The 19292-nt window shown below is 74.7% G+C and carries 18 protein-coding genes; 9 read left to right on the top strand and 9 right to left on the bottom strand.

The genetic code is table 11. The features are described 5' to 3' along the window. The first annotated feature begins 37 nt into the window (after positions 1-37). Genes O7598_RS19850 through O7598_RS19825 form a run of 6 tightly spaced genes read left to right on the top strand, consistent with a single transcriptional unit; the run spans position 38 to position 5478 of the window. Positions 38-1231, top strand: a complete 1194-nt coding sequence (locus O7598_RS19850) for an ABC transporter substrate-binding protein (RefSeq protein WP_269692821.1) — start codon at positions 38-40, stop codon at positions 1229-1231. After that, the gene (locus O7598_RS19845; protein WP_269692820.1) at positions 1228-2109 is read left to right on the top strand and encodes a branched-chain amino acid ABC transporter permease; all 882 of its coding nucleotides are present in this window, start codon (positions 1228-1230) and stop codon (positions 2107-2109) included. The genes O7598_RS19850 and O7598_RS19845 overlap by 4 nt, the downstream gene beginning before the upstream one ends. Continuing rightward, complete coding sequence (locus tag O7598_RS19840) at positions 2106-3116, top strand: branched-chain amino acid ABC transporter permease (RefSeq protein WP_269692819.1); 1011 nt, start codon at positions 2106-2108, stop codon at positions 3114-3116. The genes O7598_RS19845 and O7598_RS19840 overlap by 4 nt, the downstream gene beginning before the upstream one ends. Further along, positions 3113-3856 (top strand): ABC transporter ATP-binding protein, encoded by a 744-nt coding sequence (locus O7598_RS19835; protein WP_269692818.1) that lies wholly within the window; start codon positions 3113-3115, stop codon positions 3854-3856. Before O7598_RS19840 ends, O7598_RS19835 begins: the two co-directional genes overlap by 4 nt. Next, complete coding sequence (locus O7598_RS19830; RefSeq protein WP_269692817.1) at positions 3856-4653, top strand: ABC transporter ATP-binding protein; 798 nt, start codon at positions 3856-3858, stop codon at positions 4651-4653. Before O7598_RS19835 ends, O7598_RS19830 begins: the two co-directional genes overlap by 1 nt. A gap of 6 nt (positions 4654-4659) precedes the next feature. Then, positions 4660-5478: a class I SAM-dependent methyltransferase gene (locus tag O7598_RS19825; RefSeq protein ID WP_269692816.1), complete on the top strand. Its 819-nt coding sequence runs from the start codon at positions 4660-4662 to the stop codon at positions 5476-5478. Between the two features lie 10 nt (positions 5479-5488). Here O7598_RS19825 and O7598_RS19820 read toward each other — a convergent pair whose 3' ends face one another. Continuing rightward, complete coding sequence (locus O7598_RS19820; protein ID WP_269692815.1) at positions 5489-5944, bottom strand: DUF5709 domain-containing protein; 456 nt, start codon at positions 5942-5944, stop codon at positions 5489-5491. Between the two features lie 111 nt (positions 5945-6055). Between O7598_RS19820 and O7598_RS19815 the strand changes: the two genes are divergently transcribed. Then, the gene (locus tag O7598_RS19815; RefSeq protein WP_269692814.1) at positions 6056-7723 is read left to right on the top strand and encodes an FAD-dependent oxidoreductase; all 1668 of its coding nucleotides are present in this window, start codon (positions 6056-6058) and stop codon (positions 7721-7723) included. Further along, positions 7720-9135 carry an ATP-binding protein gene (locus tag O7598_RS19810; protein ID WP_269692813.1) on the top strand — a complete coding sequence of 472 codons (1416 nt, stop codon included), beginning with the start codon at positions 7720-7722 and terminating at the stop codon, positions 9133-9135. Before O7598_RS19815 ends, O7598_RS19810 begins: the two co-directional genes overlap by 4 nt. A gap of 42 nt (positions 9136-9177) precedes the next feature. On the opposite strand, the gene O7598_RS19805 is transcribed toward O7598_RS19810, so the two are convergent. From O7598_RS19805 to O7598_RS19790, 4 genes are all read right to left on the bottom strand, one after another. Next, on the bottom strand, positions 9178-9993 hold the full coding sequence (locus O7598_RS19805) for a DUF72 domain-containing protein (protein ID WP_269694912.1): 816 nt from the start codon (positions 9991-9993) through the stop codon (positions 9178-9180). Between the two features lie 216 nt (positions 9994-10209). Continuing rightward, positions 10210-11184 carry a phosphotransferase family protein gene (locus O7598_RS19800; protein WP_269692812.1) on the bottom strand — a complete coding sequence of 325 codons (975 nt, stop codon included), beginning with the start codon at positions 11182-11184 and terminating at the stop codon, positions 10210-10212. Beyond that, positions 11181-11786, bottom strand: a complete 606-nt coding sequence (gene prfH, locus O7598_RS19795) for a peptide chain release factor H (protein WP_269692811.1) — start codon at positions 11784-11786, stop codon at positions 11181-11183. Before prfH ends, O7598_RS19800 begins: the two co-directional genes overlap by 4 nt. Next, positions 11783-12901, bottom strand: a complete 1119-nt coding sequence (locus tag O7598_RS19790; RefSeq protein WP_269692810.1) for an RNA ligase RtcB family protein — start codon at positions 12899-12901, stop codon at positions 11783-11785. Before O7598_RS19790 ends, prfH begins: the two co-directional genes overlap by 4 nt. Positions 12902-13078: 177 nt before the next feature. On the opposite strand from O7598_RS19790, the gene O7598_RS19785 reads away from it, so the two are divergent. Further along, a complete protein-coding gene (locus O7598_RS19785) occupies positions 13079-13837 on the top strand; it encodes a peptidylprolyl isomerase (protein WP_269692809.1) in 759 nt (252 codons plus the stop codon). 59 nt (positions 13838-13896) lie between these two features. Here O7598_RS19785 and O7598_RS19780 read toward each other — a convergent pair whose 3' ends face one another. The 4 genes from O7598_RS19780 to O7598_RS19765 form a co-directional block, all read right to left on the bottom strand. Then, positions 13897-15273 (bottom strand): glycosyl hydrolase family 18 protein, encoded by a 1377-nt coding sequence (locus tag O7598_RS19780; RefSeq protein WP_269692808.1) that lies wholly within the window; start codon positions 15271-15273, stop codon positions 13897-13899. Between the two features lie 148 nt (positions 15274-15421). After that, on the bottom strand, positions 15422-17683 hold the full coding sequence (locus O7598_RS19775; protein WP_269692807.1) for a catalase: 2262 nt from the start codon (positions 17681-17683) through the stop codon (positions 15422-15424). A gap of 45 nt (positions 17684-17728) precedes the next feature. Continuing rightward, entirely contained in the window at positions 17729-18418 is a 690-nt protein-coding gene (locus O7598_RS19770) for a 4'-phosphopantetheinyl transferase family protein (protein WP_269692806.1), read from the bottom strand. Next, positions 18415-19248, bottom strand: coding sequence for a metallophosphoesterase family protein (locus O7598_RS19765; RefSeq protein WP_269692805.1), 834 nt, complete (start codon positions 19246-19248; stop codon positions 18415-18417). The genes O7598_RS19770 and O7598_RS19765 overlap by 4 nt, the downstream gene beginning before the upstream one ends. Between the last annotated feature and the right edge of the window lie 44 nt (positions 19249-19292).

The raw sequence follows: 19292 nt of genomic DNA, 5'->3' as shown, positions 1-19292 counted from the left end.
CACGCCGGATCCGCACCCCTGACACAGGAGAGACACCATGTCCCTGACCCTGGCCCGGCGCAGCCGTGCCCGCACCGCGGCGCTGCTCGCCCTCGTCCTGCTCGCGGCGTCCGCCTGCGCCGACGACGGCCCCGCCGCCGGCTCCGGCGGCACCGTCAAGATCGGTCTGCTCGCGTCGCTCTCCGGCACGTACCAGTCGGTGGGCAAGGACATCCGCGACGGCTTCCAGCTCTATCTGTCCGGCCACGACGGCAAGCTCGGTGGTCGCAAGGTCGAGCTGGTCGTCGCCGACGAGGGCAACGGCGCGGCGACCGCCGTGCCGGCCGCCACCAAGCTGCTCAAGCAGGACCGGGTGGTGGCGCTCACCGGCGTCGTCGGCGGTGGCTCGGTGGCCGCGGTGTACCCGCTGCTCAACGAGACGAAGGTGCCGTTCGTCGGCTCCAACGGGCGGCCGGAGCTCAAGGACGTGTCCCGGGTCTGGCACACCTCCTACCTCTCCGACGAGCCCGGCGAGGCGATCGCGGCGCACGTGCGCGACGACGTCAAGGGCAGCGTCTACGCCATCGGGCCGGACTACCAGGGCGGCTGGGACGAACTGCGCGGCTTCACCGAGGCGTTCGCCGCCGCCGGCGGCAAGCTGGCCAACCCGGACGGCAAGACCACGTTCACGCCGTTCCCGGCGACCACAAACTTCACCCCGTACTTCGCCCGGATCAAGGCCTCCGGCGCGGACGCGGTCTACACCTTCTACGCCGGTGGCGCGGCTGTCGACTTCGTCAAGCAGTACGCCCAGTCCGAGATCAAGGACGTGCCGCTCTACGCCGCCGGCTTCCTGACCGAGGGCGGGGTGCTCGACGCGCAGGGCGACGCCGCCCGCGACATCTACTCGGTGCTCAACTACTCGCCCGACCTCGACAACGCGGAGAACCGCGAGTTCGTGGCCGCCTGGAAGGCCGAGCACGACGGCTCGCCGACCACCTACGCGATGGCCTCCTACGACGCGGCGGCGGTGCTGGACCGGGCGATCGCGGCGGCCGGCGACGACGCGACCCCGGAGAAGATCAACGCGGCCATCGGCCAGCTCGGCCAGATCGCCAGCCCGCGCGGCACCTGGCAGTTCTCGCCGACCACGCACGCGCCGGTGCAGAAGTGGTACCTGCGCCAGGTCCGCCAGGACGGGCGGGCGCTGTCCAACACCGTGGTCGGCGACCTCGCCACCGTGGGGGGATGACAGGCGTGCCGGTCGACCCCTACGTCGTGCCGGCCCTGGACGGGGTCGCCTACGGGCTGCTGGTGTTCGTCGCCGCGGCCGGGCTGGTGCTCTGCTTCGGCGTGGCCGGCATCCTCAACCTCGCGCACGGCACGCTCTTCGCGGTCGGCGGCTACACCGCCGCGGCGCTGCTGGACGGGAGCTGGTCCAGCCTGGCGCTGGCGCTGGCGGTCGGCGTGGCCGCCGCCACCGCCGCCGGCGCGCTGGTCGCGGTGCTGCTCACCCGGGTCGCGGCGGCCGGCCACCTCACCCAGGCGTTGCTCACCTTCGGCGTCGCGCTGGCCGGCGGCAGCCTGCTCGTCGCCGCGTTCGGCCCGGACGACCCCCCGGTACGGGTACCGGCCGCGCTGGACGGTTCGGTGGCGGTCGCCGGGCACCGCTACGCCGCGTACCGCCTGGTCTTCATCGTGGTGGCCGCGGTGCTCGCCGGCCTGCTGCACCTGGTGGTGCGTCGGACCCGGGCCGGCATGCTGGTACGGGCGGCGGTCGACGACGCGGAGATGGTCGCGACGCTCGGGGTGAGCCCGGCCGCGGTCCGGGTCGGCGTGCTGGCCGCGGCCGGCGCGCTGGCCGGCGCGGCGGGCGTGCTCGGCGCGCCGATCATCGGCCCGGGGCCGGACACCGCCGACGCGGTGCTGCTGCTCTCCCTGGTCGTGGTGGTGCTCGGCGGGCTCGGCTCGACGACCGGCACGCTGCTCGCCGCGCTGGCCGTCGGCCAGATCCAGACGCTCGGCGTCGCGCTCGCCCCGTCGGCGGCCCCGTTCCTGCTCTTCGCCGCCATGGCGGTGGTGCTCGCGGTCCGGGCGCGCGGCCTGGCCACGGCCCGGAGCGCGACGTGAGGGGCCGGGCCGTGCGGGTGCTGCGGGTGGCCGTCGCCGCCGCGGTGCTGGCGGGGCTGGTCGCCGCGCCCTGGGTGGTGGACGACTACACCGTGTCGCTGCTGGCCCGCACGCTGGCGCTGGGCCTGGTCGCGGTCGGCGTCGCGCTGCTGACCGGCGTCGCCGGGCTGCCCACGCTCGGCCAGACCGCGCCCTACGCGGCCGGCGCGTACGCCGGCGCGCTGGCCGGCGGCCAGCTCTCCGACGTCGGGCCGGTGCAACTGCTCGTCGCGGCGGCGGCCGGGGCGGCGCTGGCGGCGGCGACGCTGCCGCTGGTGCTGCCCGCCCGCGGCGTGGTGCTCCTGATGATCACGTTGGCGATCGGCGAGCTGGCGGTGGTCCTCGCCGGGCGGTGGACCTCGGTGACCGGCGGCACCGACGGGCTCGCCGGCATCGCGCCGACCCGCCCGCTGTGGGGGCTGCCGGTGCTGGCCACCGACCGGTCCCGCTACCTCTACACGCTCGTGGTCGTCGCGGTGCTCACCGGCCTGGTGCTGCTGGTGCTGCGGACCCGCGCCGGGCTGCTGCTGCGCGCCGGCCGCGACGACGAGGCGCGGCTGCGGGCCAGCGGGCACCACGTGCCGGCGCAGGTGGCGGGCGTCCACGTCGGAGCCGGCGCGATCGCCGGCGCGGCCGGCTCGCTGCTGGTCACCGCCCAGCAGTACGTCTCACCCGCCGACTTCGGATTCGACACCTCCGCGTTGCTGCTGCTCGGCGTGGTCGTCGGGGGCACCGCCTCGGTCGGCGGCGCGCTGGTCGGCGCCGTGCTCGTCGTCGCCGCCCGGGACTGGCTCTTCGGCGCGCTGCCCGGGCAGGCGCCACTGGTGCTCGGGTTGGCGTTCGTCGTCGCCGCGCACCTGCTGCCCACCGCCCGGTCCGCCCGGCCGGCGGCCCGGCGCGGTCGGGCGTCCACCCCGGCCGCGCCCCCCGCGCGCCGGCCCGCCGCCATGACCGGGGTACGCCCATGACGCCGCTGCTCACCGCCGAGGCGATCACCGTGCGCTACGGGTCGCTGACCGCGCTCGACGCGGTCGACCTCCAGGTCCCGCTCGGCCAGCGGCACGCGCTGATCGGGCCGAACGGCGCGGGCAAGACCACGCTGCTCGACGTGGTTGCCGGCGCCGCCCGGCCGACGGACGGCCGGATCCGGCTGGCCGGGCGGGACGTGACAGGGCTCGGCCCGGCCGCCCGGGCCCGGCGCGGCGTCGGCCGGATCCACCAGCGGCCCGCCGTCTGGGACTCGCTCACCGCACGGGAGAACGTGCTGGTCGCCGCGCTGCCCCGGGCCGAGCGGGCGGGCCGGTGGCACCCGTCGGCCCGGCGGCGCGCGGCCGGGCGCACCGCCGACACGCTGCTGGACCGGGTGGGCCTCGCCGACCTCGCCGCCGTCCCGGCCGGGCAGTTCGCCCACGGGCAGCGCCGGCAGCTGGAGATCGCCGTGGCGCTGGCCGGCCGGCCGCGGCTGCTGCTGCTCGACGAGCCGGCCGCCGGGCTCTCCGCGGTGGAGGTCGGCTGGCTGGCGGAGTTCCTGCGCGGGCTGCCGCGCGCGGTCGCGGTGCTGCTGGTGGAGCACCGGCTGGATCTGGTCTACGCGCTCTGCGACACGGTGACCGTGCTGCGCGACGGTCGGACGCTCGCCACCGGGTCGCCCGCCGAGATCCGTGCGTCGGTCCCGGTCCTTCAGGCGTACGCGGAGGGGGTGACGTGATGCTGCGCATCGAAGCGCTCTGCGCCGGTTACGCCGGCGGCACCGTCCTGCACGAGGTGACCCTCGACGTGCCACCCGGCGCGGTGCAGGCGGTGGTGGGCCGCAACGGCGCCGGCAAGAGCACGCTCGTGCACTGCGTGGCCGGCTTCGTCCGGCCGCACGCCGGGCGGATCGAGATCAGCGGCGTGCCGGTCGCCGGCCGGCAGCCGCACCGGATCGCCCGCGCCGGGGTGGGGCTGGTCCCGCAGGGCCGGCGGGTCTTCTCCCGGCTGACCGTCGCCGAGCACCTGGTGCTGGCGGCGGCGCCGTGGCGGGCGGCGACCCCGGGCGGGGAGGGCTGGACCGTCGCCCGGGTGCTGGAGCTGCTGCCCCGCCTCGGGGCGCGGCTGCGGCATCGCGGCGACCAGCTCTCCGGCGGGGAACAGCAGATGCTGGCGATCGCCCGGGCGTTGCTCGGCCAGCCTCGGGTGCTGCTGCTCGACGAGCCGTGCGAGGGGCTCGCGCCCGACCTGGCCGTCCGGATCCGTGAGCTGGTCGGGTCGCTGGCCCGGGCCGGCACGACAGTGCTCCTGGTCGAGCAGCAGATCCGGCACGCGGTCGAGGTCGCCGACCGGATCGCGGTGCTGGAGTACGGCCGGGTGGTCTACGACCGGCCGGCCGGCGAGGCCCGGGCCGACCCGGGCGCGGTGGCGGCGCTGCTCAGCGTCGCCGCGGTCGGGGAGCCGCCGGCCTCCCGGCCCGGGCCCGGGCTGCCCCACGCGCCGGGCCCACGAACCGACCGACCGCGACAGGAATGAGGAGCGATGCCGACCGACGCCCCCGAGACCGACTACGCCTTCGACACCGGCGCCGCCGACGCGGTGCCCCAACTGCACGCGCTCGAAGCCTTCCTGGACCCGATCACCACCGGTCGGATCGCCGGGCCGCTGCTCGCCCCGGACGCCGCCCGGTGCTGGGAGGTCGGTGCCGGCGGCGGCTCGGTCGCCCGCGCCATGGCCGCCGCGGTCGGACCGGCCGGCCGGGTGGTCGCCACCGACCTCGACGTGACGCACCTGCGGCCGGCGGCCAACCTCGACGTGCGCCGGCACGACGTGCGCCGGGAGCCGCCGCCCGGGGACGCGTTCGACCTGATCCACGCCCGACTGGTGCTGCTGCACCTGCCGGAGCGGCGCCGGGTCCTGCGCACCCTGGCCAGCGCGCTGGCCCCGGGTGGGTGGCTGGTGGTCGAGGAGTTCGACTGCACCGCGCCGCTGCGGGTGCTGACCGCGCCGAGCGACGACGCGGCGAAACTCTTCGCCCAGGTGACGGACGCGATGCTGGGCATCCTGCAGGGCCACGGCGCGGACCTCGCCTGGGCGCAGGACGTGCACGCCGAGCAGGCCGCGGCGGGCCTGGTCGACATCGACACCGTGACGCACGCGCAGAGCTGGCCGGGCGGCTCGCTCGGCATCTCGCTCTACGGCACGAACTCCCGGCAGCTGGAACCGGAGTTGCTCGACGCCGGGCTGTCCCCGGGCCAGCTGGAGGCGTTCCGCCGGCTGCTGCGGGACCCCGCGTTCGCGGCCATGTCGTACCAGTTCGTGTCGACCCGGGGCCGCCGTCGGGGTCCGGGACGGCGGTGAGGCCGGAGGATCAGCGCAGCGGGCCGTCCCCCGGGCCGGACGGATCGTCGACCACGTGCACCGCGGCCTCCTCGGCGCTGGCCGCCCCACCGTCGATGCCGACGTCCCAGGCGACCGAGTCGGCCTGCGCGTCCTCTCCGAACCCCTGGTCGTCGGCGACCAGGCGGCCGCTGCGGGTCTCCCGCTCGTAGCCCCGGCGGGTCAGCTCGTCCTCGTCGCCGTCGGCCTCCTCGGCGTACGGGTCGACGTCCGGCTCCTCCTGGGCGAGCAGGTGCGCCAGCGAGTCACCGGCCCGCTCCTCGGCCGCCGTGGTGCCGAACCGGTTCGCCGCCGTCCAGTGGTCGGCGGCGGCGATCCCGGTGTCGAGCGGATCCCCGACGGAGTCGTCGAGCGTGTCGGAGGCGTCCAGCACGCCGTCGTCCTCGGCCACGTTCCAGCCGTCGGCGGCCTGCTCGGTGTCGCTCATGGTGTCGTCCTTCCGGTGCGATCTCCTGCTCTGCCATCCCAGCCGAGAAACCCGGCCGGGGGAAGAGCCGGGTGACCTGGGTAATGCCGGCGGACGACCGGGAGTGCTTGGATGGACGTCATGCCCAACCCCGCGATCCTCACCGTCGACGACGACCCGGCCGTCTCCCGGGCGGTCGCCCGCGACATCCGGCGCCGCTACGGCGACCGCTACCGGGTGGTGCGGGCCGACTCCGCCGAGGCGGCCCTGGAGGCGCTGCGCGAGCTGAAGCTGCGCGGCGAGCAGGTGGCGGTGCTGATCGCCGATTACCGGATGCCGCAGATGAACGGCATCGAGTTCCTCGAGGCGGCGATGGACCTGTTCCCCGCCGCGCGTCGGGTCCTGCTCACCGCGTACGCCGACACCGACGCGGCGATCAACGCGATCAACGTGGTCGACCTCGACCACTACCTGCTCAAGCCGTGGCACCCGCCGGAGGAGAAGCTCTATCCGGTGCTGGACCAGCTGCTGGAGGCGTGGACGGCCGGCGGGACCACCGGCACGCCCGAGCTGCGGGTGGTGGGGCACCGCTGGTCGGCGCCGTCGTTCACGGCGCGCGACTTCCTGGCCCGCAACCTGGTGCCGTTCCGCTGGGTGCTCGCCGACGAGCCGGAGGGCGCCGAGCTGCTGCGCGCGGCGGGGGTGACCCCTGACGACGTACCCCTGGTGGTGACCGCGGACGGCAAGTCGCTGGTGCAGCCGTCGCCGGCCGACCTGGCCGCGCAGGTCGGCCTGGCCACCACGCCGGCCGCCGACTTCTACGACCTGGTGGTGGTGGGCGCCGGCCCGGCGGGGCTCGGCGCGGCCGTCTACGGCGCCTCGGAGGGGCTGCGGACGGTGCTGATCGAGCGCCGGGCCACCGGCGGGCAGGCCGGGCAGAGCAGCCGGATCGAGAACTACCTCGGTTTCCCGGACGGGGTCTCCGGCGCGCAGCTCACCGACCGGGCCCGCCGGCAGGCGCTGCGTTTCGGCGCGGAGCTGCTCAGCGCCCGCGAGGTGGTGTCGCTGGAGGACGCCGGCGGCGCGCGGGTGCTGCACTTCAGCGACGGCAGCAGCGTCGCCGCGCACACCGTGGTGCTGGCCACCGGCGTCTCCTACCGGATGCTGCCCGCGCCGGGGCTGGCCGAGCTGACCGGCCGCGGCTGCTTCTACGGTTCGGTGGCGAGCGAGGCGCCGAGCTGCTCCGGGGAGGACGTCTACATCGTCGGCGGGGCCAACTCGGCGGGCCAGGCGGCCGTGCACTTCTCCCGGTACGCGCGCCGGGTACACCTGCTGATCCGCGGCGACGACCTGACCCGGTCGATGTCGAGTTACCTGATCGACCAGATCGCCCGCATCGACGCCATCGAGGTCCACCCGTGCACCGAGGTGGTCGGCGGCGCCGGGCAGGAGCACCTGGAACGGGTGACCCTGCGGGACATGCGCACCGGCGAGACGCGCGAGGTCGACACCTCGTGGCTGTTCGTGTTCATCGGCGCGGAGCCGCACACCGCCTGGCTCGACGGCGCGGTCGTGCGGGACCGGCGGGGCTTCGTGCTGACCGGGCCGGACCTGACCCGCGGTGGCCACCGGCCGGCCGGCTGGTCCCTGCCCCGCGACCCCTACCACCTGGAGTCCAGCATGCCGGGCGTGTTCGCGGCCGGCGACGTGCGGGCCGACTCGGTGAAGCGGGTGGCCTCGGCGGTGGGGGAGGGCGCGATGGCCGTCTCGCTCGTGCACCGATACCTGGAGGCCCAATGACCGATCGGCTGACCCCGGACGAGCTGCGGCAGCTCTTCCTCTTCGAGTCGCTCACCCCGGAGCAGCTCGCCCACCTGGCCGAGCACGGCCGGGTGGAGCGGCGGCAGGCCGGCGAGGCGGTCTACGTCGAGGGCGAGCCGGCGAGCTGCTTCTTCGTGCTGCTGGACGGCACGGTGGCGATGCACCAGCGGGTCCAGGGCGACGAGGTGGAGGTCAGCCGAACCAGTCAGCGCGGCGTCTACGGCGGCGCCATGCAGGCGTACATCGGGGAACCGGCCGAGCAGCGCTACCGCAACAGCCTGCGCGCGGTCACCGACGCCGCGGTGTTCGCCGTGCCAGCGGAGATCATCGCAGCGGCCATGCGCGACTGGTTCCCGATGGCCACCCACCTGCTGGAGGGCCTGTTCATCGGGATGCGCAACACGCAGACCATCGTGGGCGAGCGCGAGCGGCTGCTGGCCCTGGGCGCGCTCTCCGCCGGGCTCACCCACGAGCTGAACAATCCGGCGGCGGCCGCCGTCCGGGCCACCTCGGCGCTGCGCGGGCGGGTGGCGAAGATGCGGCACAAGCTCGCCATGATCGCCGACGGCCGGCTCGACGGGCGACGCCTGCACGACCTCGTCGCGTTGCAGGAGGAGGCGGTGAAGCGGGCCGCCGCCGCCACCGCGCTGTCGCCGCTGGCGGCCAGCGACGCCGAGGACGAGCTGGGCGACTGGCTGGAGGAGCACGGGGTACGCGGGGCCTGGGAGTTGGCGCCGACGCTCGTCGCCGGCGGCATCGACAGCGGCTGGCTCGCCCAGGTCGACGCCGCGGTCGGCGGTGACGACCTGGAGTCGGCGGTGCACTGGATCACCTACACCATCGACACCGAACTGCTGATGGGTGAGATCGACGACGCGGTCACCCGGGTCTCCGGGCTGGTCGGCGCCGCCAAGCAGTACTCCCAACTGGACCGGGCGCCCTACCAGACGGTGGACGTGCACGAACTGCTCGACGCCACGCTGGTCATGCTCCAGGCGAAGATCCCGGCCGGCGTGCGGGTGGTGCGGGAGTACGACCGGAGCCTGCCGGCCGTCCCGGCGTACGCGGCCGAACTCAACCAGGTCTGGACCAACCTGATCGACAACGCGCTCGCCGCGATGGCCGGCGACGGCACGCTGACGGTCCGGACGGGGTGCACCGACGACCGCCTGACCGTCGAGATCCGCGACACCGGTCCGGGCATCGCGCCCGAGGTGCGCCCGCGCATCTTCGAGCCGTTCTTCACCACCAAGGCGGTGGGCGAGGGCACCGGTCTCGGGCTGGACATCTCGTACCGGATCGTGGTCAACAAGCACCACGGCGACATCCGGGTGCAGTCCGCGCCCGGCGACACCCGGTTCGTGGTGCTGCTGCCGCTCACGCCGGCCTGACCCGGCTCGCCGTGCCCGGCCTGCGGCGCGGCGGAGGGCCGGTCAGAAGAGCGTGGCCGGGCCGACCGGCGTCGGCTCGGGCAGCGGCGCCAGCTCGGGCAGGCGGGCGCGGACCTGGTCGTGGAAGCGCCGGGCCAACTCGGGGGCGTCCGCGTTGTCCGGCGTGTGCACGAACACGGTCGGCGAGCAGCCCTCGCGCAGCCACCCGGTGACCACGTCCAGCCACGGCTGCCAGCCCTCGACCGTCGCGGCCGGGTCGTCGCGGCCGAGGTAGCGCACCACCGGCTGGTCGGTCAGCGCCCGAGTACGCAGCGGGAGTCGCGGCTTGCGCGTCCACGCCTCCCGTTCCGCGTCGCTGGTCGGCGGCGTGCGGAAGAACGCTGTGGTGTCGAACGGGACCCACTCCGCGCCGGCCCGGCGCAGCGTCTCCTCCAGCGCGCGGGCCGCGCCGGCGTCGGTGAAGAAGGCGGGGTGCCGAACCTCGACCGCGTACCGGTGGTCGGTGGGCAGGGTGCGCAGGAACCGGTCGAGGTCGGGCACGTCACCCGGGCCGAACGAGCCGGGCAGCTGAACCCACAGGGTGTCGGCGCGCGGGCCGAGCGGTTCCATCGCGTTGAGGAACGCCCGCAGCTCCGCCTCACCACCGGTGAGTCGCCGCTCGTGCGTCACCACCTTCGGCAGTTTCGCCAGGAAGCGGAAGTCGGGTTCGGTCTGCTCGGCCCAGGACGCCACAGTCGCCCGGCTCGGCGTCGCGTAGAACGTGGTGTTGCCCTCGACCGCGTCGCACCAGCCGGCATACTCGCGCAGCCGCTCGTGGGCCGGTAGGGACCGCCCGGGCCAGGACCGGTGCGTCCACATCGCACACCCGACGTGCAGCCGCATCCGACTCCCTCCCCCGCCGCGCCGGGCAAGGACCCCCAGCCGCGCACCCACCGTATCCGACCCGCCTCCCCGCCGCCCTGCACGGACCACTCGGCGATCTTGGAGTTGTGGTACCTCTGATACCGGCACGAAACGAACATCTACTGGCACCACAACTCCAAGATCGGCGGGAGGCCCCAGGCGCGCGCGTGCTCAGAGCGGGGCGAGAGCCTCGGCGATGTTCCGCTCGGCGAGGTCGAGCATCCACCGCCGGTCCGGGAAGTCGCCCGTGGCGATCCGCAGTGGACCCTCGATCAGCGCGAGCACCTGCGCGTACCGGTAGAACTCCAGCCGGTCGGCGTCGAGCGCGACCGGACGCAGCGCCGGATATGCCGCGCCGAAGCGCAGCCGCAGCCAGGCGTGCTCCCACTCGACGTCGAACCAGGTCAGACCCTCGATGTCGATCAGCACCGGTTCGCCGCCCGGTGTCACCAGCACGTGGTCCGGGCCGAGTTCGCCGTGCACCAGCGCGTACGCCTGCCGTGGCGGCACCCGGTCGCGCAGCCCGCGCAGGTGGGCGGCGATCCGGTCCCGCGCGGCGGCCGGTCGGGGATCGCGGGCCGCCGCGCCGGCGAGGTGCCCGAGCGCGCGGTCCAGGACCACGTCCTCGGCCGGGCGGACCGGTGGCGCGCCGGGGGAGGTGTCGGTGAGCCGGCCCCAACGCGGGCCGAGCGTGGTGTGCATCCGCCGCAGCGCGTCCCCGAGCCGGGCCAGTGGTTCGGCCGCCCGGTGGGGGTCGCGCGTCAGCAGCGCCTCCAGTGTCACGTCGCCGGCGTCCTCCACCAGCGCGACGTCGGCGTCCAGGTGGCGGCCGGCCGGTTCCACCGCGATCAGGTGCGGTACGCGCACTCCGGCGGCGGTGAGCGCGGCGTGGTTGGTGGCGAAGGTAGCCGCGCCAGACGCCTCGGTGAACGGATCGTCCGGGACCGTCGCCGACGCCGGCCAGTAGTTCTCCTCCGCCGACCAGACGTAGAGGACCACTGTCGTGCCGTCGTCGAGCGTGGTCCGGTAGACGCCCTTGCAGGTGCCGCCGGTCAGCCGGTCCAGCGCGGTGACCCGCCGGTCCGTGCCCAGCCGGTCGCGGACCAGGTCGCGGACGTCGTCCGGCCGCAGGAACACCCGGGTCACGGCCGTTCCACCCGAATCGGGTCGCCCCGGACCAGCTCGTCGTGGATCCGCCAGCGCGCCGTCGTGCCGGCCCGTCGGGCCGCGTCGTCGCCCTCGGCGAGCCGCTGCCGCAGCAGGTCGACGGCGATCCGGCGATTGAGGTGCAGGTGCCGTTCCGTGTCCACCACCACGGTCAGGCCGGACGGACGGTGGGTCGCCCGGACAGCGGTGCTGGCCTTGTTCCGGTGCTGGCCGCCCGGCCCGCCGGTGCGGCACGGCACCATCTCGACGTCGGCCTCGTGGAACGGGGTGTCCACCACGTCGGTCCGGTGCGGCCGGGCGGTGACGTACCAGTTCTTCCGCCCGTGGCCCGGCCGGTAGGGGCTGGCCGCCTGCCAGCAGAGCGTGCCGGTCCAGCCGGCGGCGAACTCGTCCGCGCCCGTACCGGTGATCCGGACCAGCGCCGACCGGTAGGTGCCCGGTCGCTCGCCGGGCACCGTCTCGACCCGGGCGAGACGCAGGCCGCGACGCGCGGCGTCGGCCTCCAGGCGCGGCAGCAGCCGGGCCAGCGCCCAGGCGCACTCCTGCGGGCCCCGCCCGGCGGACAGCAGCAGGTCGGTCATCGCCGCCCCCGGCGGCGGGCCGGTGCGACGTCCGGCGTCTTGTAGGTGACCAGGGGCACCGTGGTGGTGACCGGGGTGGCGAGGTCGTGCGCCACCAGGTCGCCGATCACCTGCTCGATGCGCTTGTAGGCGGTGGGCGCCTCCTCGAACAGCAGTTGGCGGTCGCCGCACACCACCACCGACCCGACCGGGGTGCGGCGCAGCTCCTCGACGGTGTGCTTGGCCCTGCCCCGGCGCAGCGCGTCGGCGCGGGACATCTTCCGCCCGGCGCCGTGCGCCACCGAGTGGTTGGCCGCCGGGCCGGCATGTGCGGCCACCAGGTGCGACGGGGTGCCCCGGGTGCCGGCGACGAGCACGTCCCGGCCGTCGCCCGGGGCCGCGCCCTTGCGGTGCAGGTAGTGCCCGTCGCGGACCTCCACCAGGTTGTGGCACTGGTCGACGACCGGCTCGGTGGGCTCGGCGCCGAGCGCGTGGGCGACCCGGGCGGCCAGCAGCCGCCGGTTGAGCGAACCCCAGCGCACCGCGTCGTCGTGCCGGGCCAGGTAGGCCGTCGGGTCGGGCGCGGGCCCGGCGCCGTGCACCTCGGTGTGCTCGCGCAGGATGCGCTCGCCCAGCCCGCGTGATCCGGAGTGCACCACCAGCACCAGGTCGCCGGCGGCGAGCCCGAGCCGACCGGCGTGCTCCGGGGCCTCGATCGCGCCGACGCGGGCCAGCTCGACGAAGTGGTTGCCCCGCCCGACCGTGCCGAGGCCGTCGAGGTGGCCGGCCGGCACGTCGCCGGTCAGCACCGACCAGGCCGGGTCGTCGGCGTCCCGGTCCGGGTGCAGGGCGCGGTCCAGGTCGGGGAAGCGGGCCGCGAGCCGTTCGGGCACGGCCCGGCGCAGCGCGATCGGGAACACCGCGATCCCGCAGCCGATGTCGGAGCCGACCAGGAACGGATAGAGCACTGTCGACGCCATGGCGGCACCGATCGGCGCGCCCTTGCCGGGGTGCAGGTCCGGCATGGCGGCGACGTGCGCCATGCCGTCGAGGGCGGCGACCTGGTGGCACTGGTCGAGCGCGGCGGACTCGATCCAGCTGCCGGGGGAGGAGAAGACGGAGACGGAGGCAGGCACGGACGCTCGTTTCTTTCGAGAGGGGTGCGGGAAGCGGCGGGGTGCGGTCCGTCAGAACGTCATGACCGACACCCTCCCGGACCACGCCACGCCCGGCAACCGACTTTCCGTCGACACCGGGTCGTCGGCTCCATAGACTCCGGTCGTTCTGGTACCACGAGTCCAGGGAGGACCCACGTGTCGAGCGAAACCCGACCGCACGTCGCCTTACCACTGCTGGCCCGTCTCGCCGGGGCGACGGTGGCCGCCGCCGCGCTGGTCGCCGGCTCCGCCGTCGCCGCGACCGCGGCGCCGGCCGCCGACCCCGCGCCGACCAAGGGGCCGTGCGCGTACACGCCGACACCGGACGAGCCGGCGGCCCGGCCGGTGCCGCTGCCGCCGGACCCGCGCCGCACGCCGGACCGGGGCACGGTACGGGTCACGCTGCGCACCAACCAGGGGCCGATCGGGCTGACCCTCGACCGGGAGCAGGCGCCGTGCACCGTGCAGAGCTTCCTGCACCTGACCCGGCACCGGTTCTACGACCGGACGCCGTGTCACCGGCTCACCGCGTACCCGACGCTGACGGTGCTGCAGTGCGGCGACCCCTCCGGCACCGGCGAGGGCGGCCCGGGCTACCGCTACCGCGACGAACTGCCCACCGACCTGCCGCCCGCGCCGACCGACCCGACCGGCGTGCGCCGCCTCTACGCCCGCGGCACGCTGGCCATGGCGAACGCCGGGCCGGACACCAACGGCAGCCAGTTCTTCCTGGTCCAGCGCGACTCGGCGCTGCGTCCCAACTACACCGTCTTCGGCCGGGTGGACGCGGCCGGGCTGGCCACCCTGGACCGGATCGCGGCCGGCGGCATCGCCGCCACGCCGGAGGACCCGGCGCCGGTCGACGGCGCGCCGGCCCAGCCGGTGGAGATCTGCCGGGCCAAGCGGGGTCGCTGACGCCGACACCCCCGGCGGGAGGGCTGACGAGGCCGCCCCGCCGGGGGTGTCGTCGGGCGTCAGGCGGGCAGCCGCCAGACCTGGTTGGCACCGCCGAAGCAGTCCCAGATCTGGAGCCGGGTGCCGTCGGCGGAGCTGTTGTCGGTGGCGTCCAGGCACCTGTTGGACACCGGGTTGCGCAGCGTGCCGTTGCCCTGGGCCTGCCAGACCTGCGCGCCGGTGCCGTTGCAGTCCCAGAGCTGGATCTTCGTGCCGTTGGCGGTGCCGGCGCTCGTCACGTCGAGGCACTTGCCCAACGCCCGCAGCGTGCCGTCGCCGGCCACGGTCCAGCTCTGCGCGGCGGTGCCGTTGCAGCCGTAGAGCTGCACCGCGGTGCCGTTGGTGGTGCCGGCGGCGGCGACGTCGACGCACTTGCCGCCGATGCCGGTGATCGGGCCGGTGCGCCCGGACGGCGGCGGGGTGGTGCCGCCGCCGGTCGCGGTGTCGTAGATCGCGGTCACCAGCGAGGTCGCGCCGGTGGTGTCCTGGGACAGTTCCCAGTTCATCATCCCGCCGGCGTTCGCCATGGCCCACTGCGTCTTGCGCTTGACCGTCGGGATGCCGTTGTAGCACTGCTGGGCGCCGCCGGCCGTGGTGCAGTCCCGGTTGGCGTTGGCCGGGTCCAGGCCGACCAGCGCCGCGTACGTGTAGTAGCCGGGCCGGCTGTAGAAGGGCACCCCGAGCACCGCCTTGCCGGCCGGCAGGCCGCGAGCCTTCCACCCGTTGACGGCGGCGATCGCCCAGTCGTAGTTGGCGTGTGGGCTGCCGCCGTCGTACGCCATGATGTTCAGCCAGTCGACCGAGGAGAACACCGCCGTGGGCACCCCGGTGACGTAGTAGCCCTCGGCGACCACGGCGGCGGTGAGCAGCTTGCCCCGGCTGTGCAGGGCGCTGCCGAGCTGTTGCATCAGCAGCGTGTAGTTGTTGGCCGAGGCGCCCGGGTCGGGGTATTCCCAGTCGATGTCGACGCCGTCGAGGTTGTACTGGTTGACGAAGCCGACCACGTTGTTCACGAACGCGCCGCGCGCGCCGGAGTTCGCGGCCAGCGCCTCGAACGCGGAGTCGTCGCCGTCGTTCCAGCCGCCGATGGCGATGGAGACCTTGACGTTGTTGGCGTGCCCGAGCGACACCAGCGAGGAGAGCTTGCTCGGGTTCTCCACGGCACGCAGGCTGCCGTCGCCGTTGGGCAGCACGAAGGCGTAGTTGACGTGGGTGAGCTTGCCGTACTGGATGCTGCTGACGCTGCCGCTCCAGGACGGCATGTAGCCGACGCTCCGGAAGCCGTTCGGCAGCGCGACCGCCTGGGCGGCGGACGGGGTGAGGGCGAGCGTGGCGGTGGCGGTGGCCAGCGCGAGCGCACCGGCGGCGAGGCGGCGCCGGAGGTGGGGTCTGGGCATCGAGGGCCTTCCCGGGGGACGGGGGCGGACGGGGTGTTCCTCGAGGTGGCCCAAATATTAAAGAGTATTAACTAAGCCGTCAATGATGTCGGTCGATAAAGCGGGGGCGGTCCGCCGCCGGCGGACCGCCCCTCTGCTCGTGCGTCGGTCAGGCGACCGAGGCCGGGAACCGCTCCCAGACCCGGTGCGCCGCCATCAGCCGCTGCACCGACTCCAGCGCCTCGGCACCGGAGTCACCGGTGACCACGCCCGGCGAGCCGGCCACGCCGACCTGCTGGAGCAGATCGGCGCCGGCGCCCCACGCGCCGATCGCCTTGGCGTGCCGCCAGGCCTCCTCGACCAGCAGCGACACCCGCGGGTCCACGGTTCGCGGACCCGGCGCGCCGGCCTTGGCGTCCCGGGCCGGCAACGCGTCCGGCGCCGGCGCCGGGGCCCCGGCCAGCAGGATCGCGTCGAACTCGACCGAACGGGCGGTGGCGAACGTACGCTGCACCGGCAACCCGCCGACCGTGCCGCCGTGCGCGGCGATCAGCAGCGGCACCATGCCGGCGGCGAACACCGCCCGCTGGACCTCCCCGACGTCGTCCAGGTCGCCGTCCGCGTCGACCACGATGCCGACCATCCGGCCGTCGGCCGGCCACTCCCGACCGACCTGGGACAGCGCCGGGCTGGGCTGCACCTCGGCCAGCGGCACGGTGGGCTGCGGCGCGGGCAGGCCCAGGCCGGTGGCGACCTGCTCGCAGAGCACCGGGTCGATGTTGGCCAGGCACTGGAGCTGCCGCTCCTTGATCGCCTGGTGGTAGCACTTGCCCAGCTCGAACGTGTACGCCCGGACGATGTGCTCCTTCTCCACCGGCGACATGCTCGCCCAGAAGAGCCGGACCTGGCTGTAGTGGTCGTCGAAGGAGGCCGGAGCGGCCCGTACCTTCGGCGCCTCGGCCACCGTCACCGGCACGTCGACGAACGCGTGCTCCCGGTCGCCGGCCGGGAACGGGTTGCCGCCGTCGAGCGAGTTCGGCCGGTAGGGCGCCACCCCGGCGTGCACCGCGTGCTGGTGGAAGCCGTCCCGCAGCATGTCGTTGACGTCGGCGTGCGGCCGGTTGATCGGGATCTGGGTGAAGTTCGGCCCGCCCAGCCGGGTGAGCTGCGTGTCCAGGTACGAGAAGAGCCGGCCCTGGAGCAGCGGGTCGTTGGTGACGTCGATGCCCGGCGGAAGGTGCCCGAGGTGGAACGCCACCTGTTCGGTCTCGGCGAAGAAGTTGCGCGGCGTCTGGTTGAGAGTGAGCGTGCCGATCGGCTGCACCGGCGCCAGCTCCTCCGGCACGATCTTCGTCGGGTCCAGCAGGTCGATCCCGGCGAACGTCTCCTCCGGCGTGTCCGGGAAGACCTGGATGCCCAGCTCCCACTCCGGGTACGCGCCGGCCTCGATGGCGTCGTAGAGGTCGCGGCGGTGGAAGTCCGGGTCGATGCCGTTGATCAGCTGGGCTTCCTCCCACTCCAGCGAGTGCACCCCGAGCTTCGGCTTCCAGTGGAACTTCACCAGCACCGTGGCGCCGGCGTCGTCGACCATCCGGAAGGTGTGCACGCCGAAGCCCTCCATGGTCCGGTAGGACCGCGGGATGCCCCGGTCGGACATGTTCCAGATGGTGTGGTGCTGCGCCTCGGTGTGCAGCGAGACGAAGTCCCAGAACGTGTCGTGCGCGCTCTGCGCCTGCGGGATCTCCCGGTCCGGGTGCGGCTTGCCGGCGTGGATGATGTCCGGGAACTTGATCGCGTCCTGGATGAAGAACACCGGCATGTTGTTCCCGACCAGGTCGAACGTGCCCTCGTCGGTGTAGAACTTGGTGGCGAAGCCCCGGGTGTCACGGACCGTGTCCGCCGACCCGCGCGAGCCGAGCACCGTGGAGAAGCGGACGAAGACCGGCGTCTCGCGACCCTTCTTCAGGAAGCCGGCGCGGGTGACCTTCTCGGCGGCGCCGTTCGCGACGAAGACGCCGTGCGCGCCGGCGCCGCGGGCGTGCACCACCCGCTCCGGAATCCGCTCGTGGTCGAAGTGCATGATCTTCTCGCGCAGGTGGTGGTCCTGGAGCAGGACCGGGCCGCGCGGACCGGCCTTGAGCGAGTGGTCGGTGTCGCGCAGGCGCGCGCCGTTCGCGGTGGTGAGGTACGCCCCCTGCTGCCCCTTGGCGATCTTCGGCACGCCGGTCTCCGCGCCGGTCGGGGTGCGGGTGTCCGGTGCGCCCTGCTCGTCCTTGGGCGGCAGCGGGCCGTGTGGTGCGGTCGGCTCCTCGAGCGATGGTGGCGCGCTGCCCGGGGCGCCCGGCACGTCCGGGGTCAGCGCCTCGCCGACCTTCTCGACGGCGGCCTCGACGACACCCTTGACGACCTGGGCGGGCTTGCTGGAATCCATCAGGACCTGTCCTCCGTTGCGGTGAAATGACCAGGCCCTCAGCCCCTACCCCGGGTCGGGCCGGGCAAACAAGGACGAATCACCGGGCACCACGACCGCGGTCACCACCAGCCCGCCGGCCACCCGCCAGCGGCCGTCGAGCGCGCGCAACGGCGGCCCGCCGTCGCTGCGCACGCCGTCGACGAGCAGCCGGGCGGTGAACCGGCCCGCCGGGTCGAACGTCACCTCCGCCTCCTCGAACCCCAGCCACCGACCGGTCAACGGGTACCACGCCTTGTAGACGGACTCCTTGGCGCTGAACAGCAGGCGCTCCCAGTGCACGCCCGCGTCGCTGGCGCGCAGCCCGGCCAGCCGCTCCGGCTCGCCGGCCGTCGTGACGATGCCGAGCACCTCCTCGGGCAGCGGCTCGTGCGGCTCGGCGTCCACGCCCAGCGAGGCCAGCGCGGTGGCCGGCGCCACCACCGCCGCCCGGTAGCCGTCGCAGTGGGTGATGCTGCCCACCACGCCGGCCGGCCAGCACGGCTCCCGCCGGGGGCCGGGGCGGATCGGCGCCGGCGCGTACCCGAGCCGGGCCAGCGCCTCGCGGGCGCAGCGCCGGGCGGTGACGAACTCGCGACGGCGGCCGGGGGCCGCGCGCGCGACCAGGTCCTCCTCGCCGGGGTACGGCGGCTCGTCGGGCTCGTCGGCGAACGCCTCGACGGCCACCGCCGTCGCCGGCACCAGGGCCTCGATCACCCGGTGCCGCCGAGGATCCGGCGCATCGGCCGGGGGGTGCCGCCCCGGCGGCCCCACTCGCGCGGGTAGCCCAGCGACACCTCCTCGAAGCGCACCCCGTCGTAGTGGGTGGTGCGCGGGATGTGCAGGTGGCCGTAGACCGCGACGGCGGCGCGGTGGCGCACGTGCCAGTCGGCGGTGCGCTCGGTGCCGCACCACTGGGCGAACTCCGGATACCAGAGCACCTCGGTGGGCTGGCGGACCAGCGGCCAGTGGTTGACCAGCACGGTCGGCAGCGCCGGGTCGGTCGCGGCCAGCCGTCGCCCGGTCGCGGCCAGCCGCGCCCGGCACCACGACTCCCGGTCCGGGTACGGGTCGGGGTGCAGCAGCATCTCGTCGGTGCACACCACCCCGGACGCGTACGCGGCGCGCAGCGACTCCTCCTTCGTGGTCGTGCCGGGCGCGCGGAACGAGTAGTCGTAGAGCAGGAACAGCGGCGCCACGGTGACCGGGCCGCCCTCGCCGTGCCACACCGGATAGTCGTCCTCCGGGGTGAGCACGCCCAGCTCGCGGCACATCGCGACCAGCGCGTCGTAGCGCGCCACCCCGCGCAGCGTCACCGGATCGGTGGGGTGGGTCCACAGCTCGTGGTTGCCCGGCACCCAGACCACCCGGGCGAACCGGTCGCGCAGCAGCCGCAGCGTGCGCTCGATGTCGGCGAACGCCTCGCCGACGTCACCGGCCACGATCAGCCAGTCGTCCGCGGTCTCCGGCCGCAGGCCGTCCACCACCGCACGGTTCTCCGCGTACGACACGTGGAGGTCACTGACCGCGTACAGCGCACCCGTCACCCGGCCGATCTTGCCAGTGGCGCTCCCGGATGACCAGGGCCGGG

Source organism: Micromonospora sp. WMMC241 (assembly GCF_027460165.1).
Classification (GTDB): Bacteria; Actinomycetota; Actinomycetes; order Mycobacteriales; family Micromonosporaceae; genus Micromonospora; species Micromonospora humi.
This window is presented reverse-complemented; position numbering and strand designations above follow the sequence as displayed.